This is a genomic window from Mesorhizobium sp. PL10, assembly GCF_053714315.1.
Genome location: NZ_JBSKBR010000008.1, coordinates 17,909 through 32,706, shown reverse-complemented (window position 1 = coordinate 32,706; position 14,798 = coordinate 17,909). Strand labels below are relative to the sequence as shown.

16 protein-coding genes and 1 pseudogene are annotated in these 14,798 nt (G+C 62.5%); 12 read left to right on the top strand and 5 right to left on the bottom strand.

What is annotated here, in order from left to right; genetic code table 11:
* Positions 1–182: 182 nt before the first annotated feature.
* Positions 183–608, bottom strand: a complete 426-nt coding sequence (locus ACWGTO_RS14690; protein WP_454575544.1) for an OsmC family protein — start codon at positions 606–608, stop codon at positions 183–185.
* A 221-nt stretch (positions 609–829) separates the two neighbouring features.
* Here ACWGTO_RS14690 and ACWGTO_RS14685 point away from each other — a divergent pair, with 221 nt between their 5' ends.
* Positions 830–1,045, top strand: coding sequence for a hypothetical protein (locus ACWGTO_RS14685; RefSeq protein ID WP_454575543.1), 216 nt, complete (start codon positions 830–832; stop codon positions 1,043–1,045).
* Complete coding sequence (locus ACWGTO_RS14680) at positions 1,042–1,398, top strand: YciI family protein (protein ID WP_454575542.1); 357 nt, start codon at positions 1,042–1,044, stop codon at positions 1,396–1,398. Before ACWGTO_RS14685 ends, ACWGTO_RS14680 begins: the two co-directional genes overlap by 4 nt.
* A 20-nt stretch (positions 1,399–1,418) precedes the next feature.
* Here the strand turns inward: ACWGTO_RS14680 and ACWGTO_RS14675 are convergent.
* Positions 1,419–2,042: pseudogene (locus tag ACWGTO_RS14675) on the bottom strand (GMC family oxidoreductase); the annotation flags it as partial.
* A gap of 143 nt (positions 2,043–2,185) precedes the next feature.
* Here ACWGTO_RS14675 and ACWGTO_RS14670 point away from each other — a divergent pair.
* Positions 2,186–2,716: a hypothetical protein gene (locus ACWGTO_RS14670; RefSeq protein WP_454575541.1), complete on the top strand. Its 531-nt coding sequence runs from the start codon at positions 2,186–2,188 to the stop codon at positions 2,714–2,716.
* A 274-nt stretch (positions 2,717–2,990) separates the two neighbouring features.
* Here ACWGTO_RS14670 and ACWGTO_RS14665 read toward each other — a convergent pair whose 3' ends face one another.
* Positions 2,991–4,247, bottom strand: a complete 1,257-nt coding sequence (locus ACWGTO_RS14665) for a ubiquinone biosynthesis hydroxylase (protein WP_454575540.1) — start codon at positions 4,245–4,247, stop codon at positions 2,991–2,993.
* 211 nt (positions 4,248–4,458) lie between these two features.
* On the opposite strand from ACWGTO_RS14665, the gene tesB reads away from it, so the two are divergent.
* From tesB to ACWGTO_RS14620, 9 genes are all read left to right on the top strand, one after another.
* Positions 4,459–5,334: an acyl-CoA thioesterase II gene (gene tesB / locus ACWGTO_RS14660; protein WP_454575539.1), complete on the top strand. Its 876-nt coding sequence runs from the start codon at positions 4,459–4,461 to the stop codon at positions 5,332–5,334.
* 218 nt (positions 5,335–5,552) lie between these two features.
* On the top strand, positions 5,553–5,891 hold the full coding sequence (locus ACWGTO_RS14655) for a P-II family nitrogen regulator (protein WP_454575538.1): 339 nt from the start codon (positions 5,553–5,555) through the stop codon (positions 5,889–5,891).
* A 13-nt stretch (positions 5,892–5,904) separates the two neighbouring features.
* Entirely contained in the window at positions 5,905–7,353 is a 1,449-nt protein-coding gene (locus tag ACWGTO_RS14650; protein ID WP_454575783.1) for an ammonium transporter, read from the top strand.
* Positions 7,354–7,608: 255 nt separating this feature from the next.
* A complete protein-coding gene (locus ACWGTO_RS14645) occupies positions 7,609–7,884 on the top strand; it encodes a hypothetical protein (protein WP_454575537.1) in 276 nt (91 codons plus the stop codon).
* Positions 7,885–7,900: 16 nt separating this feature from the next.
* On the top strand, positions 7,901–8,116 hold the full coding sequence (locus ACWGTO_RS14640) for a hypothetical protein (protein WP_454575536.1): 216 nt from the start codon (positions 7,901–7,903) through the stop codon (positions 8,114–8,116).
* A 154-nt stretch (positions 8,117–8,270) separates the two neighbouring features.
* Positions 8,271–10,937: a DNA translocase FtsK gene (locus ACWGTO_RS14635; protein WP_454575535.1), complete on the top strand. Its 2,667-nt coding sequence runs from the start codon at positions 8,271–8,273 to the stop codon at positions 10,935–10,937.
* A gap of 137 nt (positions 10,938–11,074) precedes the next feature.
* Positions 11,075–11,761, top strand: a complete 687-nt coding sequence (locus ACWGTO_RS14630; protein ID WP_454575534.1) for an outer membrane lipoprotein carrier protein LolA — start codon at positions 11,075–11,077, stop codon at positions 11,759–11,761.
* Between the two features lie 153 nt (positions 11,762–11,914).
* A complete protein-coding gene (locus ACWGTO_RS14625) occupies positions 11,915–12,721 on the top strand; it encodes an exodeoxyribonuclease III (RefSeq protein WP_454575533.1) in 807 nt (268 codons plus the stop codon).
* 24 nt (positions 12,722–12,745) lie between these two features.
* Positions 12,746–13,363, top strand: a complete 618-nt coding sequence (locus ACWGTO_RS14620; RefSeq protein WP_454575532.1) for a GNAT family N-acetyltransferase — start codon at positions 12,746–12,748, stop codon at positions 13,361–13,363.
* A gap of 2 nt (positions 13,364–13,365) precedes the next feature.
* On the opposite strand, the gene ACWGTO_RS14615 is transcribed toward ACWGTO_RS14620, so the two are convergent.
* Entirely contained in the window at positions 13,366–13,821 is a 456-nt protein-coding gene (locus tag ACWGTO_RS14615; protein WP_454575531.1) for a cyclic nucleotide-binding domain-containing protein, read from the bottom strand.
* 219 nt (positions 13,822–14,040) lie between these two features.
* On the bottom strand, positions 14,041–14,724 hold the full coding sequence (locus ACWGTO_RS14610) for a response regulator transcription factor (RefSeq protein WP_112561232.1): 684 nt from the start codon (positions 14,722–14,724) through the stop codon (positions 14,041–14,043).
* Positions 14,725–14,798 lie beyond the last annotated feature (74 nt).

Below are 14,798 nucleotides of genomic sequence, written 5' to 3'. Positions count from 1 at the left end.
CGCCCCCTCTGTCCTGCCGGACATCTCCCCCACGAGGGGGGAGATTGGCTATTTCAGCGCACCGCTCATTCTTCCTGCGTTGTGATTAGCGAAATCGCCGATCACCGCTGATCTCCCCCCTCGTGGGGGAGATGCCCGGCGGGGCAGAGGGGGCGCGAAGGATCGCTGCCTCTGCCGAGCTCTCACCCCAGCTTTGCGTCGAGCGATACATTGATGGCGCCTAGCGCCTTCGACACCGGGCATCCGGCCTTGGCCTTCTCGGCCAATTCCTGGAATTTCGCTGCGTCGATGCCCGGTACCTTGCCGATCACCGTGAGGGCACTGCCGGTGATCCCGGTGCCCGGAACCAGCGTGACCACCGCCTTGGCGTCGAGTTCGGTGGCGGGTGTGCCGTTCTCGGCCAGGAAGTGGGAGAACTGCATGGCGAAGCAACCGGCATGCGCAGCAGCGATCAACTCTTCGGGATTGGTGCCGGATTTGCCGCTTTCGTCCTCGAAGCGCGCCTTGAACGAATAGGGCGTGCCCTTCAGGGTTCCGCTCTGGGTGTCGAGCGTGCCTTTGCCCTCTTTCAGATTGCCTTTCCAGACGGCGTTTGCGGTGCGGTCCATGAAGTCCTCCTTGATTGCAGCGATAGCGCCGGCCAGGCGGCGTTCCTCCCAACTATAGCGCGGGCGCGGGCGAAGACCACCGCGCTGTTTGCGCGCGCATGGCGATCCAACGAAGCGGCCAAAATTATTTTTCAAAAAAATCTGCGTGCAAAAATGTCGACTTGTTCCAGTGCCGAGCGTCCTGCGGGCGGCCACGGATTTCGTGGCAGATGGAGGTTCACATGAACAATCTGTTTTCTGCCCATTGGAACTGCACCGGCAAAAGGCCTTGGCTGCAAGAGATCGACTGTCCGCGACCTTCCGGCTTCGGCCGGCTGCTCGCGGCTATTGCCGTCATCGGCATTGCGGTCATCCTTCTCGACCATGCGGCTGCCGGCAACGGCGCAAGTGATACCGTGATCGCCTATGGTTCATCGCAGCAAGGGAGCTGGAAATGAAATATGTCTGTCTGGTCTACGGCGAGGAAAAGGACCTCCATGCCATGACGCCGCAGCGTCTCGCCAAGCTCGACGCCGATTCGATGGCCTATGACCGGTCATTGGACCAGCAAGGCAAGCTGATCATCGCGCAGGCGCTGCAATCGGTGAAGACGTCGAAGGCGGTCCGGCGGCGCCAGGGCAAGCGGTTGATCACCGACGGTCCCTTCGCCGAAACCAAGGAGCAATTGCTTGGTTTCGTCATGATCGAGGCTGATGATCTCGAGGAAGCGCTGGAGATCGCCGGGGAGATCCCGCTTGCCGAAATCGGCACCATCGAGGTCAGGGCGATCTACGACGTCCCGGGGTCATAGCAGTCCGCGTATCGGCAGCTTCAGACAGAGCGGCGGATCATGTCCGCCGCCTTCTCGGCGATCATCACCACCGGCGAGGCAGTGTTGCCGGAAACGATGCGCGGCATGATCGAGGCGTCGATGACGCGCAGGCCCTCGACACCGGTCACGCGCAAATCGGGACTGACGACGGCGCGGTCGTCAATGCCCATCCGGCAGGTGCCGACGGGATGAAAGATGGTCGTCGCGATCAAGCCGATCTGGTGCAGCAGGTCGTCGTCGGACTGGTGCGCGAGACCGGGCAGGATCTCCTCTGGATGGAAGGCTTCAAGCGCCCTGGCGGTCATGATCGAGCGAGCCTGGCGCACCGAGCGCAGCGCGATCTCGCGGTCGCGCACCGTCGAGAGATAATTCAGCCGGATCTCCGGCTGCACGGCCAGCTCGCGCGTCGTCGCATGTACGGAGCCGACGCTGTCGGGCCGCAGATTGCAGACCGACATGGTGATCGCCGGGAACGGGTGCAGCGGGTCGCCCAACCGGTCGGTCGACAGCGGCTGGACGTGATATTCCAGCTCCGGCCTCGCCATCGACGGATCGGATTTAGAGAACACGCCGAATAGGCGCGATAACGCCTGTTGTAGTGTTCTTGCATCGCCGGGTCCGGACGATAGGCGGCGCTTGACCCGGGACCTCGGTGTGTCGAGGCTTGAAAGAAACACCTCTGTTTTCTTCACCGGATGCAATTCTTGCGTGTTGAAGCAACGCCGCAGTTCTCTTATCGTCGCCGGAATTTCCGGGGGAATTCGATATGCCTTTCCTGATTGCTATTCTCGGCGTGCTGGGAGCGGCGGCGTTCTGGTGGTACCGCATGAAGGCCATGAACGACGCCGCGCGCGAGGTCGCCGACGTTGTCGGGCGCGTCCAGGGCAACATAAGGCGCAAGAAGCTGCGCAAGCAGGCGGCACTGTCGCCGCTGACGGCGATTGACGACCCGGTGGTGGCGGCGGCGACGCTGATCACCGCCATGGCTGCGGAGCATGGTCCGATCCTGCCGAAGCGCGAAACCGTCATCCGCGAGGTGATCTCGCAGATTGCCGAGAACCAGAAGAAGACCGACGAAGCCGTCGTCTACGCCAAATGGGCCTCGGCCCAGATCGACGACACGACGATCGTTATCGACAAGCTGGCGCCTTTCCTGCGCGAGCGCCTCGATCCGCACGAGCGAGAGGATCTGTTGCAGATGCTGAACCGCGTCGCGCAAGGCGGCGAACAGAGCTTCAAGGTTGCCGACCAGCGGATGCTGAGGCTGAGGCAAAAGCTGGGCTTTGAAGTGAACTAGAATTCACGTGCAACATCGGCCAGCCGCCTGCTTCGGCGATTGGCGGGTACATCCCAGCTTCGTCATCCACGGGCGGAGCAGCCGCGAAGCGGCGTCGCGAAGACCCGAGGATCCATTCCGTGGCCTCGATCGAGAGATGCAGCGGAGCAGAATTCTGTAACCGCCGCAACGCTTTAGCGTATCGGCATGGATCCTAGGGTCTGCGCGCGTCGCTCCGCTCCTTGCTCCGCCCTAGGATGACGAGATTGGTAAGGCTCCTGCCAATTGCGAGGCGCTAAATCGCCTCGCCCTTGAGCAGCCGCGGCGTGTCACCGGACAGGCCGGACGCCTGGCGGATGAAAAACTCTTTCAACCTGGGCATGCGTTCGACCAGGCCGAGGCCGATGTCGCGGACCTGGCGCAGTGGGCCGATGTCGTTGGAAAACAGCCGGTTCAGCACATCGGTGGTGACGCCCATCTGTACCGTGTCGAAGCGGCGCCATTGCTGGTAGCGCTCGAGTACGTCGAGCGCGCCGATGTCCCGTCCCAGGCGATCGGCCTCGACCACAACTTCGGCCAATGCTGCAACATCCTTGAAGCCGAGATTGAGGCCCTGGCCGGCGATCGGATGGATGCCGTGCGCGGCGTCGCCGGCAAGCGCGATGCGCGGGGCGACAAAGGCGCGCGCGATGGTCAGGCCGAGTGGCCAGGCGCGCGGCTTGTCGGTGACGCGGATCTCGCCGAGCTTGAGGCCGAAGCGCAGCTCCAGCTCATGCTCGAAGACGAGGTCGTCGCCCGAAACCAGTTTCTCGGCATCCTCGGAGCGTTCGACCCAGACCAGCGACGAGCGGTTGGTGCCGTCCTCGGTGGGCTTCAGCGGCAAAGTGGCAAATGGGCCGGCGGGCAGGAAATGCTCCTCGGCGCGGCCATTGTGCGGCCGTTCATGCGCCACGGTGCAAACGATGCCGGACTGGCCATACTCCCATTTCACCGTCTTGATGCCGGCCATGTCGCGCAGTTTGGAATTGACGCCATCGGCGGCGACCAGCAGCCGCACCTTCAGCGTGGCGCCGTCGGCCAGATGCACGGTGACGCCGGCGCCATTGCTGTCGAACGATGCGACCGCGACACCTTCGATGATATCGATGCCGAGCTTTTGCGCGCGGCGGCGCAAGGCGCCGTTCAGATCCCGGTTGGCGACCATGTGCGCGAACGGTTCGCCCGGCGCGACCTCGCCGTCAAAGGTGAGGAACACCGGGCGCACCGGGTCGGCGGTGCGCGAATCGGTGACGATCATCTCGGTTATGGCTTGCGATTGACCGACGATTTCCTGCCAGACACCGAGCTGGTCGAGCATGCGGCAGGCGGCAGCGGCAATCGCCGAGGCGCGGCCATCCTTCTGCCAGACGCCGGCGGGGGCTGCATCGACGACGGCGACCGCCAGGTTCGGCCGCGCCTGTTTCAGCGACACGGCGGCGGCGAGGCCGACATAGCCGGCGCCGGCGACCAACACGTCGAGCGAGGTTTTTGCGTCCGTCTTGCGGTCTGCCATGTCAATTCCTTTCGAAGTCTCGGCCGTCTGGCCCCACCGGGGCATTCCGGCCTTGACTGCCCGCCATTCCTGTCGGAAACCGCCATAGCATCTTAGTGCGGTTCTGCGTTTCAAGGAATCGCAAAACCGCTCTAAGTCTTTGTTTTCGCAATTCCGGACGGAAAACCGCTCACACTTTTCCTGTAATTGCTCTAAGGCGAGGTCACGACGCATGACGGCGGCCATGGACGAGCTTCTCAGCATTCTCGACCTCGAGCAGCTGGAACACAATCTGTACCGTGGTCGCAGCCCCAAGGTCGACTGGCAGCGCGTCTTCGGCGGCCAGACCATCGCCCAGGCGCTGGTTGCCGCCCAGCGCACGGTCGAGCCCGAGCGTCATGTGCATTCGCTGCATGGTTATTTCATGCGGCCGGGCGACACCAAGGTGCCGATCGTCTACGAGGTCGACCGCATCCGCGATGGCGGCTCCTTCACCACGCGGCGTGTGGTGGCGATCCAGCATGGCCAGGCGATCTTTTCGCTGGAGGCCTCGTTCCAGCAGGACGAGGTCGGGCTCGAACACCAGCTGCCGATGCCGCGCGACGTGCCGGCGCCCGACAGCCTGTTGTCCCAGCGCGAATTGCTGGGCAAATTCGGCGAGGCGGTGCCGGACGGCATCAAGCGCTACTGGGAACGCGACCGGCCGATCGAGATGAAGCCGGTGATGCTGAAGCATTACACCAGCCGCGAAAAGCTGGAGCCGCAGCAGAACATCTGGATCCGCACCACCGGCCCGGTGCCGGCCGACCGCGGCATCCAGGCGGCGGTGCTTGCCTACCTCTCCGACATGACGCTGCTCGACACCTCGACCTTCGCCCATGGCCGCGCCATTTTCGATCGCGACATCCAGGCGGCGAGCCTCGACCACGCCATGTGGTTCCACCGCAGCCATCCGCTCGACGACTGGATCCTGTACACGCAGGACAGTCCATCGACGCAAGGGTCGCGCGGCTTCACCCGCGGCTCGCTGTTTGCCCGTGATGGCACGCTGATCGCCTCGGTTGCCCAGGAAGGCCTCATCCGCCTGAAGCGTCCGCCTTCCGAATAGGCATTTTCCAAAAATTGCCTATTTTTTAATCAGTGACTGTTCGGTGACAGTGCGCCCCGTACTGCCGTGTCCTGGGCAATCCGTTTGTTTACAACGAGTTAACACCCTGCTTCGGCAACTGGCACGGAGCTTGAATCCTGTCGGGCACTCTCCGGGCTCTTTGGGATCGGTGAAGGTGTGCAAACGCGGGGGACCGCAACAGCAGAGGGTGAAACCTTATGAAAATCGTGATGGCAATCATCAAGCCGTTCAAGCTCGACGAGGTGCGCGAAGCGCTCACCGCCGTCGGCATCCAGGGCCTGACCGTCACCGAAGTCAAAGGCTACGGGCGTCAGAAGGGACACACGGAAATCTATCGCGGGGCGGAATACGCGGTCAGTTTCCTGCCGAAAATCAAGATCGAAGTCGCGGTCAGCCCCGACCTGGTCGACAAGGCCGTCGAAGCCATCACGGCGTCAGCCAAGACCGGCCAGATCGGCGACGGCAAGATCTTCGTCTTCGGCATCGATCAGGCGGTGCGCATCCGCACCGGCGAAACAGACACCGACGCGCTTTGAGCGGCGAACACGTATTCCAATGGAGAGTTCAATGAATATTCCTTCCACCTTGAAGTCAGCGGCGCGGTCCGCGCTGCTGGGCTCGTTCGCGCTCGGAGCTTTGGGCACTGTCGCCGCGCTGGCGCAGGAAGCGACCCCCGCCGTCGCCGCGGCCGCGCCGGCAGCCCCCGCTTTCACCGTCGACAAGGGCGACACCACGTGGATGATGATTTCCACCGTGCTGGTGCTATTGATGACCATTCCCGGCCTTGCCCTTTTCTACGGCGGCCTGGTTCGCACCAAGAACATGCTGTCGGTGCTGATGCAGGTCTTCACCATCACCAGCGTAGTCATGATCGTCTGGGTTCTCTACGGCTACAGCCTCGCATTCACCGCCGGCAATGCCTTCGTCGGCGGCCTGTCTAAAGCGTTCCTCTCCGGTGTCAGCGTCTCGACGCTGTCGGAGACCTTCACCAAGGGCGTCGCTATTCCTGAACTGGTGTTCGTCGTATTCCAGATGACCTTTGCCTGCATCACGCCAGCGCTGATCGTTGGCGCCTTCGCCGAACGCGTGAAGTTCTCCGCCTTGATCCTTTTCGTCATCCTTTGGGTCACGTTCGTCTACTTCCCGATCGCGCATATGGTCTGGTTCTGGGGTGGTCCGAGCGCTTATTCCGACCCGTCCGGCCTGATCTTCAGTTTCGGCGCCATCGACTTCGCCGGCGGCACGGTCGTTCACATCAATGCGGGCATCGCCGGCCTCGTCGGCGCCCTGATGATCGGCAAGCGCATCGGCTACAAGAAGGACATCATGGCACCGCACTCGATGACGCTGACCATGGTCGGCGCCTCATTGCTGTGGGTCGGCTGGTTCGGCTTCAACGCCGGTTCCAACCTCGAAGCAAACGCCTATGCGGTGCTGGCCATGATCAACACCTTCGTCGCGACGGCGGCGGCGGCAGTGACCTGGATCGTGCTTGAATCGCTGCTGCGCGGCAAAGCCTCCATGCTCGGCGCTGTTTCGGGTGCGGTGACCGGCCTCGTTGCCGTCACGCCGGCTGCCGGCTTTGCCGGGCCGATGGGCGCCATTGTGCTCGGCATCGTCGCCACCTTCGTCTGCTACTTCTTCGTCTCTGTGGTGAAGAACACGTTCGACTATGACGACAGCCTCGATGTCTTCGGCGTCCACTGCGTCGGCGGCATCATCGGCGCGCTCGGCACCGGCATCCTGGTCAATCCCGCCCTCGGCGGTGCCGGCATCGTCGACTATTCGACGGCCGACTTCGCGGCCGGCTATGCCGGAACGGCCACCCAGTTGCTGGCGCAGGGCAAAGGTGTCCTGGTGACCATCCTGTGGTCGGGCATCGGCAGCGCGATCCTCTACAAGATCGTCGACATGATCGTCGGTCTGCGTCCATCGGCCGACGCAGAGCGCGAAGGCCTCGATCTCACCGCGCATGGCGAAGCGGCCTATCACTCGTAGCGTCATCAGTGCCGGGCGGCTTGCGCCGCCCCGCATCCTCCCATCCCGTCGTGACGCTCCCGAAAAGGGCTCACGCTTTGAGGCCCGGGTCGTTCCGGGCCTCTTTTTTGGCAAAGCATTCCTTCGAGCCACGATTCCGCGCAATCACGTTCGTGTGATGCGCCATCCCAAGGAAACATCGCCCACTTCTGTTCCGAACTGTGGAAACGGTCGTCGTTCAGGTGGCCGCTGAAATCGACAGGGAAGGAATTCGTTATGAACCTCAGGAACATCTGCCTCGGCGTAATGGCGCTGGCCATGGTCAGTGGCCCGGTTTTCGCCGGCGCGCTCGACGAACCCGACAATATGGCGCCGTTCTTCACCGATTCCGGCATGATGAAGATGAAGCCGATGGAGGAGTTCAAGGCGGCCTTCATGGCGATGCCGATGGAAAAGCAGGAAGCTATGAAGAAGGAATGCAACGACGCGGCAATGAGCAAGCCGCATGCCGAATTCTGCGCCAACGTCCAGGCGCTCGGCGGCGCCAACTGACGTTCGATACAAAGGGATGGTGGGCCAGGTGCCCGCCATTTCCGTCAGCATCTCCCGCGCGGGAGATGCAAGCGCAGGACTGGTGTGGCACCTCGTGGAAGATCGCGGGATTCGCGACTTCACACAAACAGGACGTGTCACCATGAAAAAGGTCTACGAAAAGCCGACGCTGTCAAAGCGAGAAAAACTATCTTGCGTCACCGCTGGCATCCCTTTGTCGCAGCAGGCATGAGTTTCGTCGAAACGGCCGTGCCGCGCTCTGCGCAAGATCGCAGCCACGGCCGTATAGTTAATGCGGCCTTAACCTTCCCCCCGATAGTCTGGCATCCGAATCTGCCGGAGTGCGTCATGCGCCCGGCCAGGCAAAAACAGACGGGGAACGAAGCATGCGTTCAGGGGCTTCAGCACCGCTCGCGCTGACCGATACGGGGCACGGCATCCAGGCATTCGCGCGGCGCCAGGTCGGACGACTGGTCGGCGCCGGCCTGTTTGCGCTGGTTGCCTTCGGTGTCGCGGCGCTTGCCACCTGGAACGTCGCCGATCCGAGCTTTTCGCACGCCACCGACAACATCGTCACCAACGCCATGGGCTATGCCGGGGCGGTGTTCTCCGACCTCGCCATGCAGTTCTTCGGCCTGGCTGCGGTCGCCGCCCTGGTGCCGGCGGTTATCTGGGGCTTTCTGTTGTTTTCGGCACGTGGCGTCGACAGGCTGCCGAAGCGCGGCCTCGCCTGGTTCGGTTTCGCGCTGCTTGCCGCGGCAATGGCCGGCTGCGTGGTGCCGCCCAAGACCTGGCCGCTGCCGACCGGGCTCGGCGGCGTGTTCGGCGACATGGTGCTCAATATCCCCGGCCTGGTCATTGGCGGCTACCCAACCGGGATCGTTGCCAGCATCATTGCCATGGTGCTCATTGCGCCAGCGCTGTGGCTGTTTGCCTATGGCTCGGCGCTGATTGCGCGCAAGAACGGCTTTGCCGTCATGGAGCGCACTGCGGAGCCGGATCCTCGAGAGGACGACCTGCTCTTCGACGAAGACGAGGACGAGGGCGACGAGGGCATATTGGCGCTCGGCGCCATCACCCATTGGTGGCTGTCGTTCCGCGCCTGGATGCACCGCCGCGCCGTACGCCGCCAGCAGGAGCGCGACGAGTACGAGCCGGAGATGGAGCAGCGCTCCACGGCTTGGCGCCGGGCCGCCGAACGGGTCGAATCGGCCGAGTTCGCCGAATCGCGGATGAGCCCGGATGGCCGCGCCCGCGTCGAGCCGGAATTCTTCGCCGCCATGGTCAATGACCGCAGCGTTTCCGTCGATCCTGATGATGACGACGTCCTCGATGCCGGGTTCGACAATGGCGATGAAGACGTCGAACTCGACGAGGAGCCGGTCCAGCGCCGTGCCGCGGCGAACGCCAAGGTGCAGAACTTCCGCTCCGATGCGGCGACCCGTGTCGCGGCACCTGCGCCGCGTCCGGCTCCAGGCGCCCGCGTCCAGCGCGAGGCGCAGACCTCGCTGATCGGCTCGGAAACATTCGAAATGCCGTCGCTGCATTTTCTGTCCGAGCCGAAGAATGTGGTGCGCGATGCAAGCCTCTCCAAGGACGCGCTGGAGCAGAATGCGCGCCTGCTCGAAGGCGTGCTGGAAGATTTCGGCGTCAAGGGCGAGATCATCGCGGTGCGGCCCGGCCCTGTGGTCACGCTCTATGAGCTGGAACCGGCGCCCGGCATCAAATCGTCACGCGTCATCGGTCTGTCGGACGACATCGCCCGTTCGATGAGTGCCATTGCCTGCCGTGTCGCCGTGGTGCCTGGCCGCAACGCCATCGGCATCGAACTGCCGAATGCCAAGCGCGAGACTGTGTATCTGCGCGAGATCATGGCCAGCCGCGATTTCGAGACCACCAAGGCGAAGCTGGCGCTGGCGCTGGGCAAGACCATCAACGGCGAGGCGGTCATCGTCGACATCGCCAAGATGCCACACGTGCTGGTCGCCGGCACCACCGGCTCGGGCAAGTCGGTCGCCATCAACACCATGATCCTGTCGCTGCTCTACAGGCTGACGCCGCAGGACTGCCGGCTGATCATGATCGATCCGAAAATGCTCGAACTCTCCGTTTATGACGGCATTCCGCATCTGCTGACGCCGGTCGTCACCGATCCGAAGAAGGCGGTGGTGGCGCTGAAATGGACCGTGCGCGAGATGGAAGACCGCTACCGCAAGATGTCCAAGGTCGGCGTGCGCAACATCGACGGCTTCAACGCCCGCGTGCAATTGGCCGAGAAGAAGGGCGAGAAGATCTCGCGCACCGTGCAGACCGGCTTTGACCGCCAGACCGGCGAGGCGATCTACGAGACCGAGAATCTCGACCTCGAACCGATGCCCTACATCGTCGTCATCATCGACGAGATGGCCGATTTGATGATGGTCGCCGGCAAGGACATTGAAGGTGCTGTCCAGCGCCTGGCACAGATGGCGCGTGCGGCCGGCATCCACGTGATCATGGCGACGCAGCGTCCGTCGGTCGACGTCATCACCGGTACCATCAAGGCCAATTTCCCGACCCGCATCTCCTTCCAGGTGACGTCGAAGATCGACAGCCGCACAATTCTGGGCGAGCAGGGCGCCGAACAGCTGCTCGGCATGGGCGACATGCTCTACATGGCCGGCGGCGGCCGCATCCAGCGCGTGCACGGCCCGTTCGTCTCCGATGATGAAGTCGAGAGGATCGTCGCGCATCTGAAGCTGCAGGGCGTGCCCGAATATCTCGACGCCATCACCGAGGATGACGGCGAGGAGGATGACGACGAACCGTCAGGCAAGGGCGGTGGAGGCGGTGGCGGCAATTTCGAGGATTCCGACGATCCCTACGACCAGGCGGTGGCTGTGGTGCTGCGTGACGGCAAGGCCTCGACCAGCTACATCCAGCGCCGGCTCGGCATCGGCTACAACCGCGCCGCCTCGATCATCGAGAAGATGGAGAAGGAAGGCATTGTCGGCCCGGCCAACCATGCCGGCAAACGCGAGATCCTGGTTCCGACGGAGGACGACAAGTTCTGATCAGCTGATACGACCGGCGGCAACCTTGAACCTTTTGGCGCGTTACAGCGACGGAGCGCTGTCCGGTCCGCCAAACTTAAGTCTAACTGGGGGTCCACGGACTGCAACGAGACACACACCACACGAGAGTGACCGGCATGAAAAACGATCTTTCCGCGATCAGCGATTTCGCTCCAAACCGCCGTAAGCTGCTCGGCCTCGGCCTGATGCTTGCCGGCGCCGCGGCCGTCAATGTCATGCCGGGGTTCCAGCTCCTGGCCTCGGCGCAAGCCGCGGTGCCGCCAACGGCGCAGAAGATCGCCGACCACTTCTCCTCGGTCAAATCGATGTCCGGCGAGTTCGTCCAGTTCGGCCCCAACAACCAGCAGACCGGCGGCAAGTTCTTCCTCGAGCGGCCGGGCAAGATCCGCTTCAACTATGACGGCAAGTCGAACTTCCGGGTGATCTCCGACGGCAAGTCGGTGGTCATCCTCAATCAGCGGCTGAAAACGTCCGATCTTTATCCGTTGTCGAAGACGCCGCTGAAGCTTCTGCTCGACAACCGGATCGATCTCTCCGGCGGTCGTGTCAAATCGATCAAGGAAGAGAGCGACCTCACCACCATCCAGCTCGCCGACAAATCGGTGTTCGGCAATTCGAAGATCACCATGATGTTCGATCCGAAATCCTACGACCTGCGCCAGTGGACCATCACCGACGCGCAGGGCAAGGACACCACGGTGATGATCTACAACACCAAGGAAGGCGTCAGCTTCCCGGCAGATACGTTCGCCATCGACTACAAGGCGAATCGCGAGCTGAACACCAACGGCTCCAACCGCTAGATCGAGGGCCGCCTCCGGGCAGGTCATCAATTGGCGTCGGCTTGTCTTTACAGCGCGTGGCTGGCAGTAGTCTTCGGAAACTGACTCTTCAAAAAGGCGTCATTTCCGTCGACCTCATCCGGTTCCGGCGGCGTTGCGCCTCCGGATCTCGCCATGCCCTTTTCCATCGCCACCTGGAACATCAACTCCGTGCGCCTGCGCATGCCGATCGTCGAGCGGCTCTTGAAGGAGCAGGCGCCGGATGTGCTCTGCCTGCAGGAGACGAAGGTTCCCGACGAGCTCTTTCCGGAAAAAGCGTTCCGCAAGGCCGGCTACGAGCACATCGCCTTCCATGGCCAGAAGGGCTACCACGGCGTGGCGACGGTGGCGCGGCGGCCGATCGAGGTGATCGAGAGGCGGCGCTTCTGCGAGATCGACGACAGCCGCCATTTGTCCATAAAGTTGCAGGCCGGCGGCAAGGCGATCCTGATCCACAATTTCTATGTGCCGGCCGGCGGCGATGAGCCCGATCCCGAGATCAACCGCAAATTCCGCCACAAGCTCGATTTCGTCGACGAGATGAACGCCATCCGCGCCGCGCATGACGAGGCGTCGGCCTCGATCCTGGTCGGCGACCTCAACATCGCGCCGCTGGAGCATGATGTCTGGTCGCACAAGCAATTGCTCAATGTGGTCAGCCACACGCCGGTCGAGACCGAAAATTTCGAGGCGATGCGGATCGCCGGCGACTGGGTCGACTTGATGCGGCTCAATGTGCCGCTCGAGCAAAAGCTCTACACCTGGTGGAGTTATCGCGCGCAGGACTGGGAGGCGTCGAACCGCGGCCGCCGGCTCGACCATGTCTGGTCGTCACCGAACCTGGTGCCAAGTTTTGCCGGCTACAAAATCCTGCGCGAGGCACGCAGTTGGGACCGGCCGTCGGACCATGTGCCGGTGATTGCACGGTTCGACCTGGATTAGGCCATGGGCCGAAGGAGTCGCTGATTGGAAATACTGGCAGCAGAAGAGCCGGATGTGACATCGGCCGCCGACTGTCTGGCGGCTGCCTTTGCCGTAGATCCGCAGATGGCGTTTTTCTTCTCGGGCGATCCTGCGCAGCGTCAGGGCCTGGTGACAGAGTTCTTTTCGATCCTGATGGCGGCGCGCCTCGCGCTTGGGATGCCTGTGCTGCTGTTAAAGAGCGAAGGCCGCATCCTGGGTGCGGTGATGGGCTATGATGTGCATCGGCCTGAATGGCTCCCGGCTCACCAGGAGAGATGGGCTCTGCTTCAGCAAAGGCAGGCATCGATGGCTTTGCGCTTCGAGAAGGCCGACGCCATCAGCGAGAAATACAAACCGCAGGAACCGCATTTCTATCTTGGAGTCCTGGGCGTTCACCCCTCGATGCAGGGAAAGGGGGCGGGCGGCGCGCTCATCAGGGCTTATTGCGATCTTGCCGAAAGAGATACTGTCTCGACAGGGACTTTTCTCGAAACCGCACAACGCAAGAATTTGGCTTTCTATGAGCGTTGCGGGTTTCAACTCCTCGGCCAAGGTGAACTTGCGCCGGGAAAGCCATTCTGGTGCCTGTTCAGGCCAAAACCCGTCCGAGACGGCAATTAGACTTACCCGCCAAACCGCGGCGCCAGCTTCTCGATGCGGGCGATCATGGCCTGGAAATCTTCGAGAATGCGCTGGTGCAGTTTCACCGCCACGTCGGGGTACTCCTCGAGAATGCGACGGAACATCTTGCGGCTGAGGCGGATCACTTCGGAATCGGTCTCGGCCGAGGCGCTGGTCAGCCGCCTTGAGTCGGCGATCAGCGCCAGTTCGCTGAGGATCGTGCCGGGACCGGCGGTGCCGATCGGTATGCGGTCGCCATCCTGCTCGCGGTAGAGCACGATCTTCCCACTGACCACGATATAGGCCGAATCGGCTTCGTCGTCTTCGCGGTACAGCTTGCGGTCGGCCTGCAGATGGGTGGCCTCGGCGCCGAAGGCGAGCAGGCGCAGCTGTTCCTGCGTGAAACCCTCAAAGAGTTTCACGGCGGACAGGATGCGGATGTCGTCATCCAGCGCCATCTCTAGCTGCGTCCCCGAACGGTCAGTCCAATCCCTCCCTTAGAGCGCCGCGCGTCCTCCTGGTCACGCAAGGTACGCTCCAACATTTTTCAATCTGCGCAGCGTTCTTCCCAAAAACCGAATCGATTTTCGGGCCGATGCGCGGGTCGATCCAGGCCCTCCAGCCGGATCGTACCCTGAAACAGTCCCGCCCCGACCGCCTATTGAATAATGAAATGTTTAAGGAACCAGCTTGTAGCCGCCGCTTTCTGTCACAAGAATTTCAGCATTGGAAGGATCGCGTTCGATCTTCTGGCGCAGCCGGTAGACGTGGGTTTCCAGCGTGTGCGTGGTGACGCCGGAATTGTAGCCCCACACTTCCTCGAGCAGTACGTCGCGCGTCACCACCTTCTGGTCGGCGCGGTAGAGATATTTGATGATCGAGGCCTCCTTTTCGGTCAGCCGCACCTTGGCGCCGCGCTGGTCGATGAGAAGCTTCTGGCTGGGCTTGAAGGTGTAGGGACCGACCGAGAAGGTGGCGTCCTCACTCTGCTCGTGCTGGCGCAGTTGCGCGCGGATGCGGGCGAGCAGCACCGCGAAGCGGAACGGCTTGGTGACATAGTCGTTGGCCCCGGCTTCCAGGCCCAGGATCGTGTCGGAATCGGTGTCGTGGCCGGTCAGCATGATGATCGGCGCCTTGTAGCCGCCCTTGCGCAGGATCTTCACCGCTTCGCGGCCATCCATGTCGGGCAGGCCGACATCCATGATGAGCAGGTCGATGAGCCCGCCACGCGCCGCGGCAACGCCTTTGGCGGCGGTCGCTTCCTGCAGAACGTCGAATTCTTCGTAAAGGGCCAGTTGCTCGACGAGGGTTCCGCGCAGGTCGTCATCATCGTCAACGATAAGAATGGTACGTGATGTCATGGATCAATCCGTTGTTTTGAAAAGAATTTTCAGTTGACCGACCCCCATTTATGCGGAAGCTGACCGGCGCAACA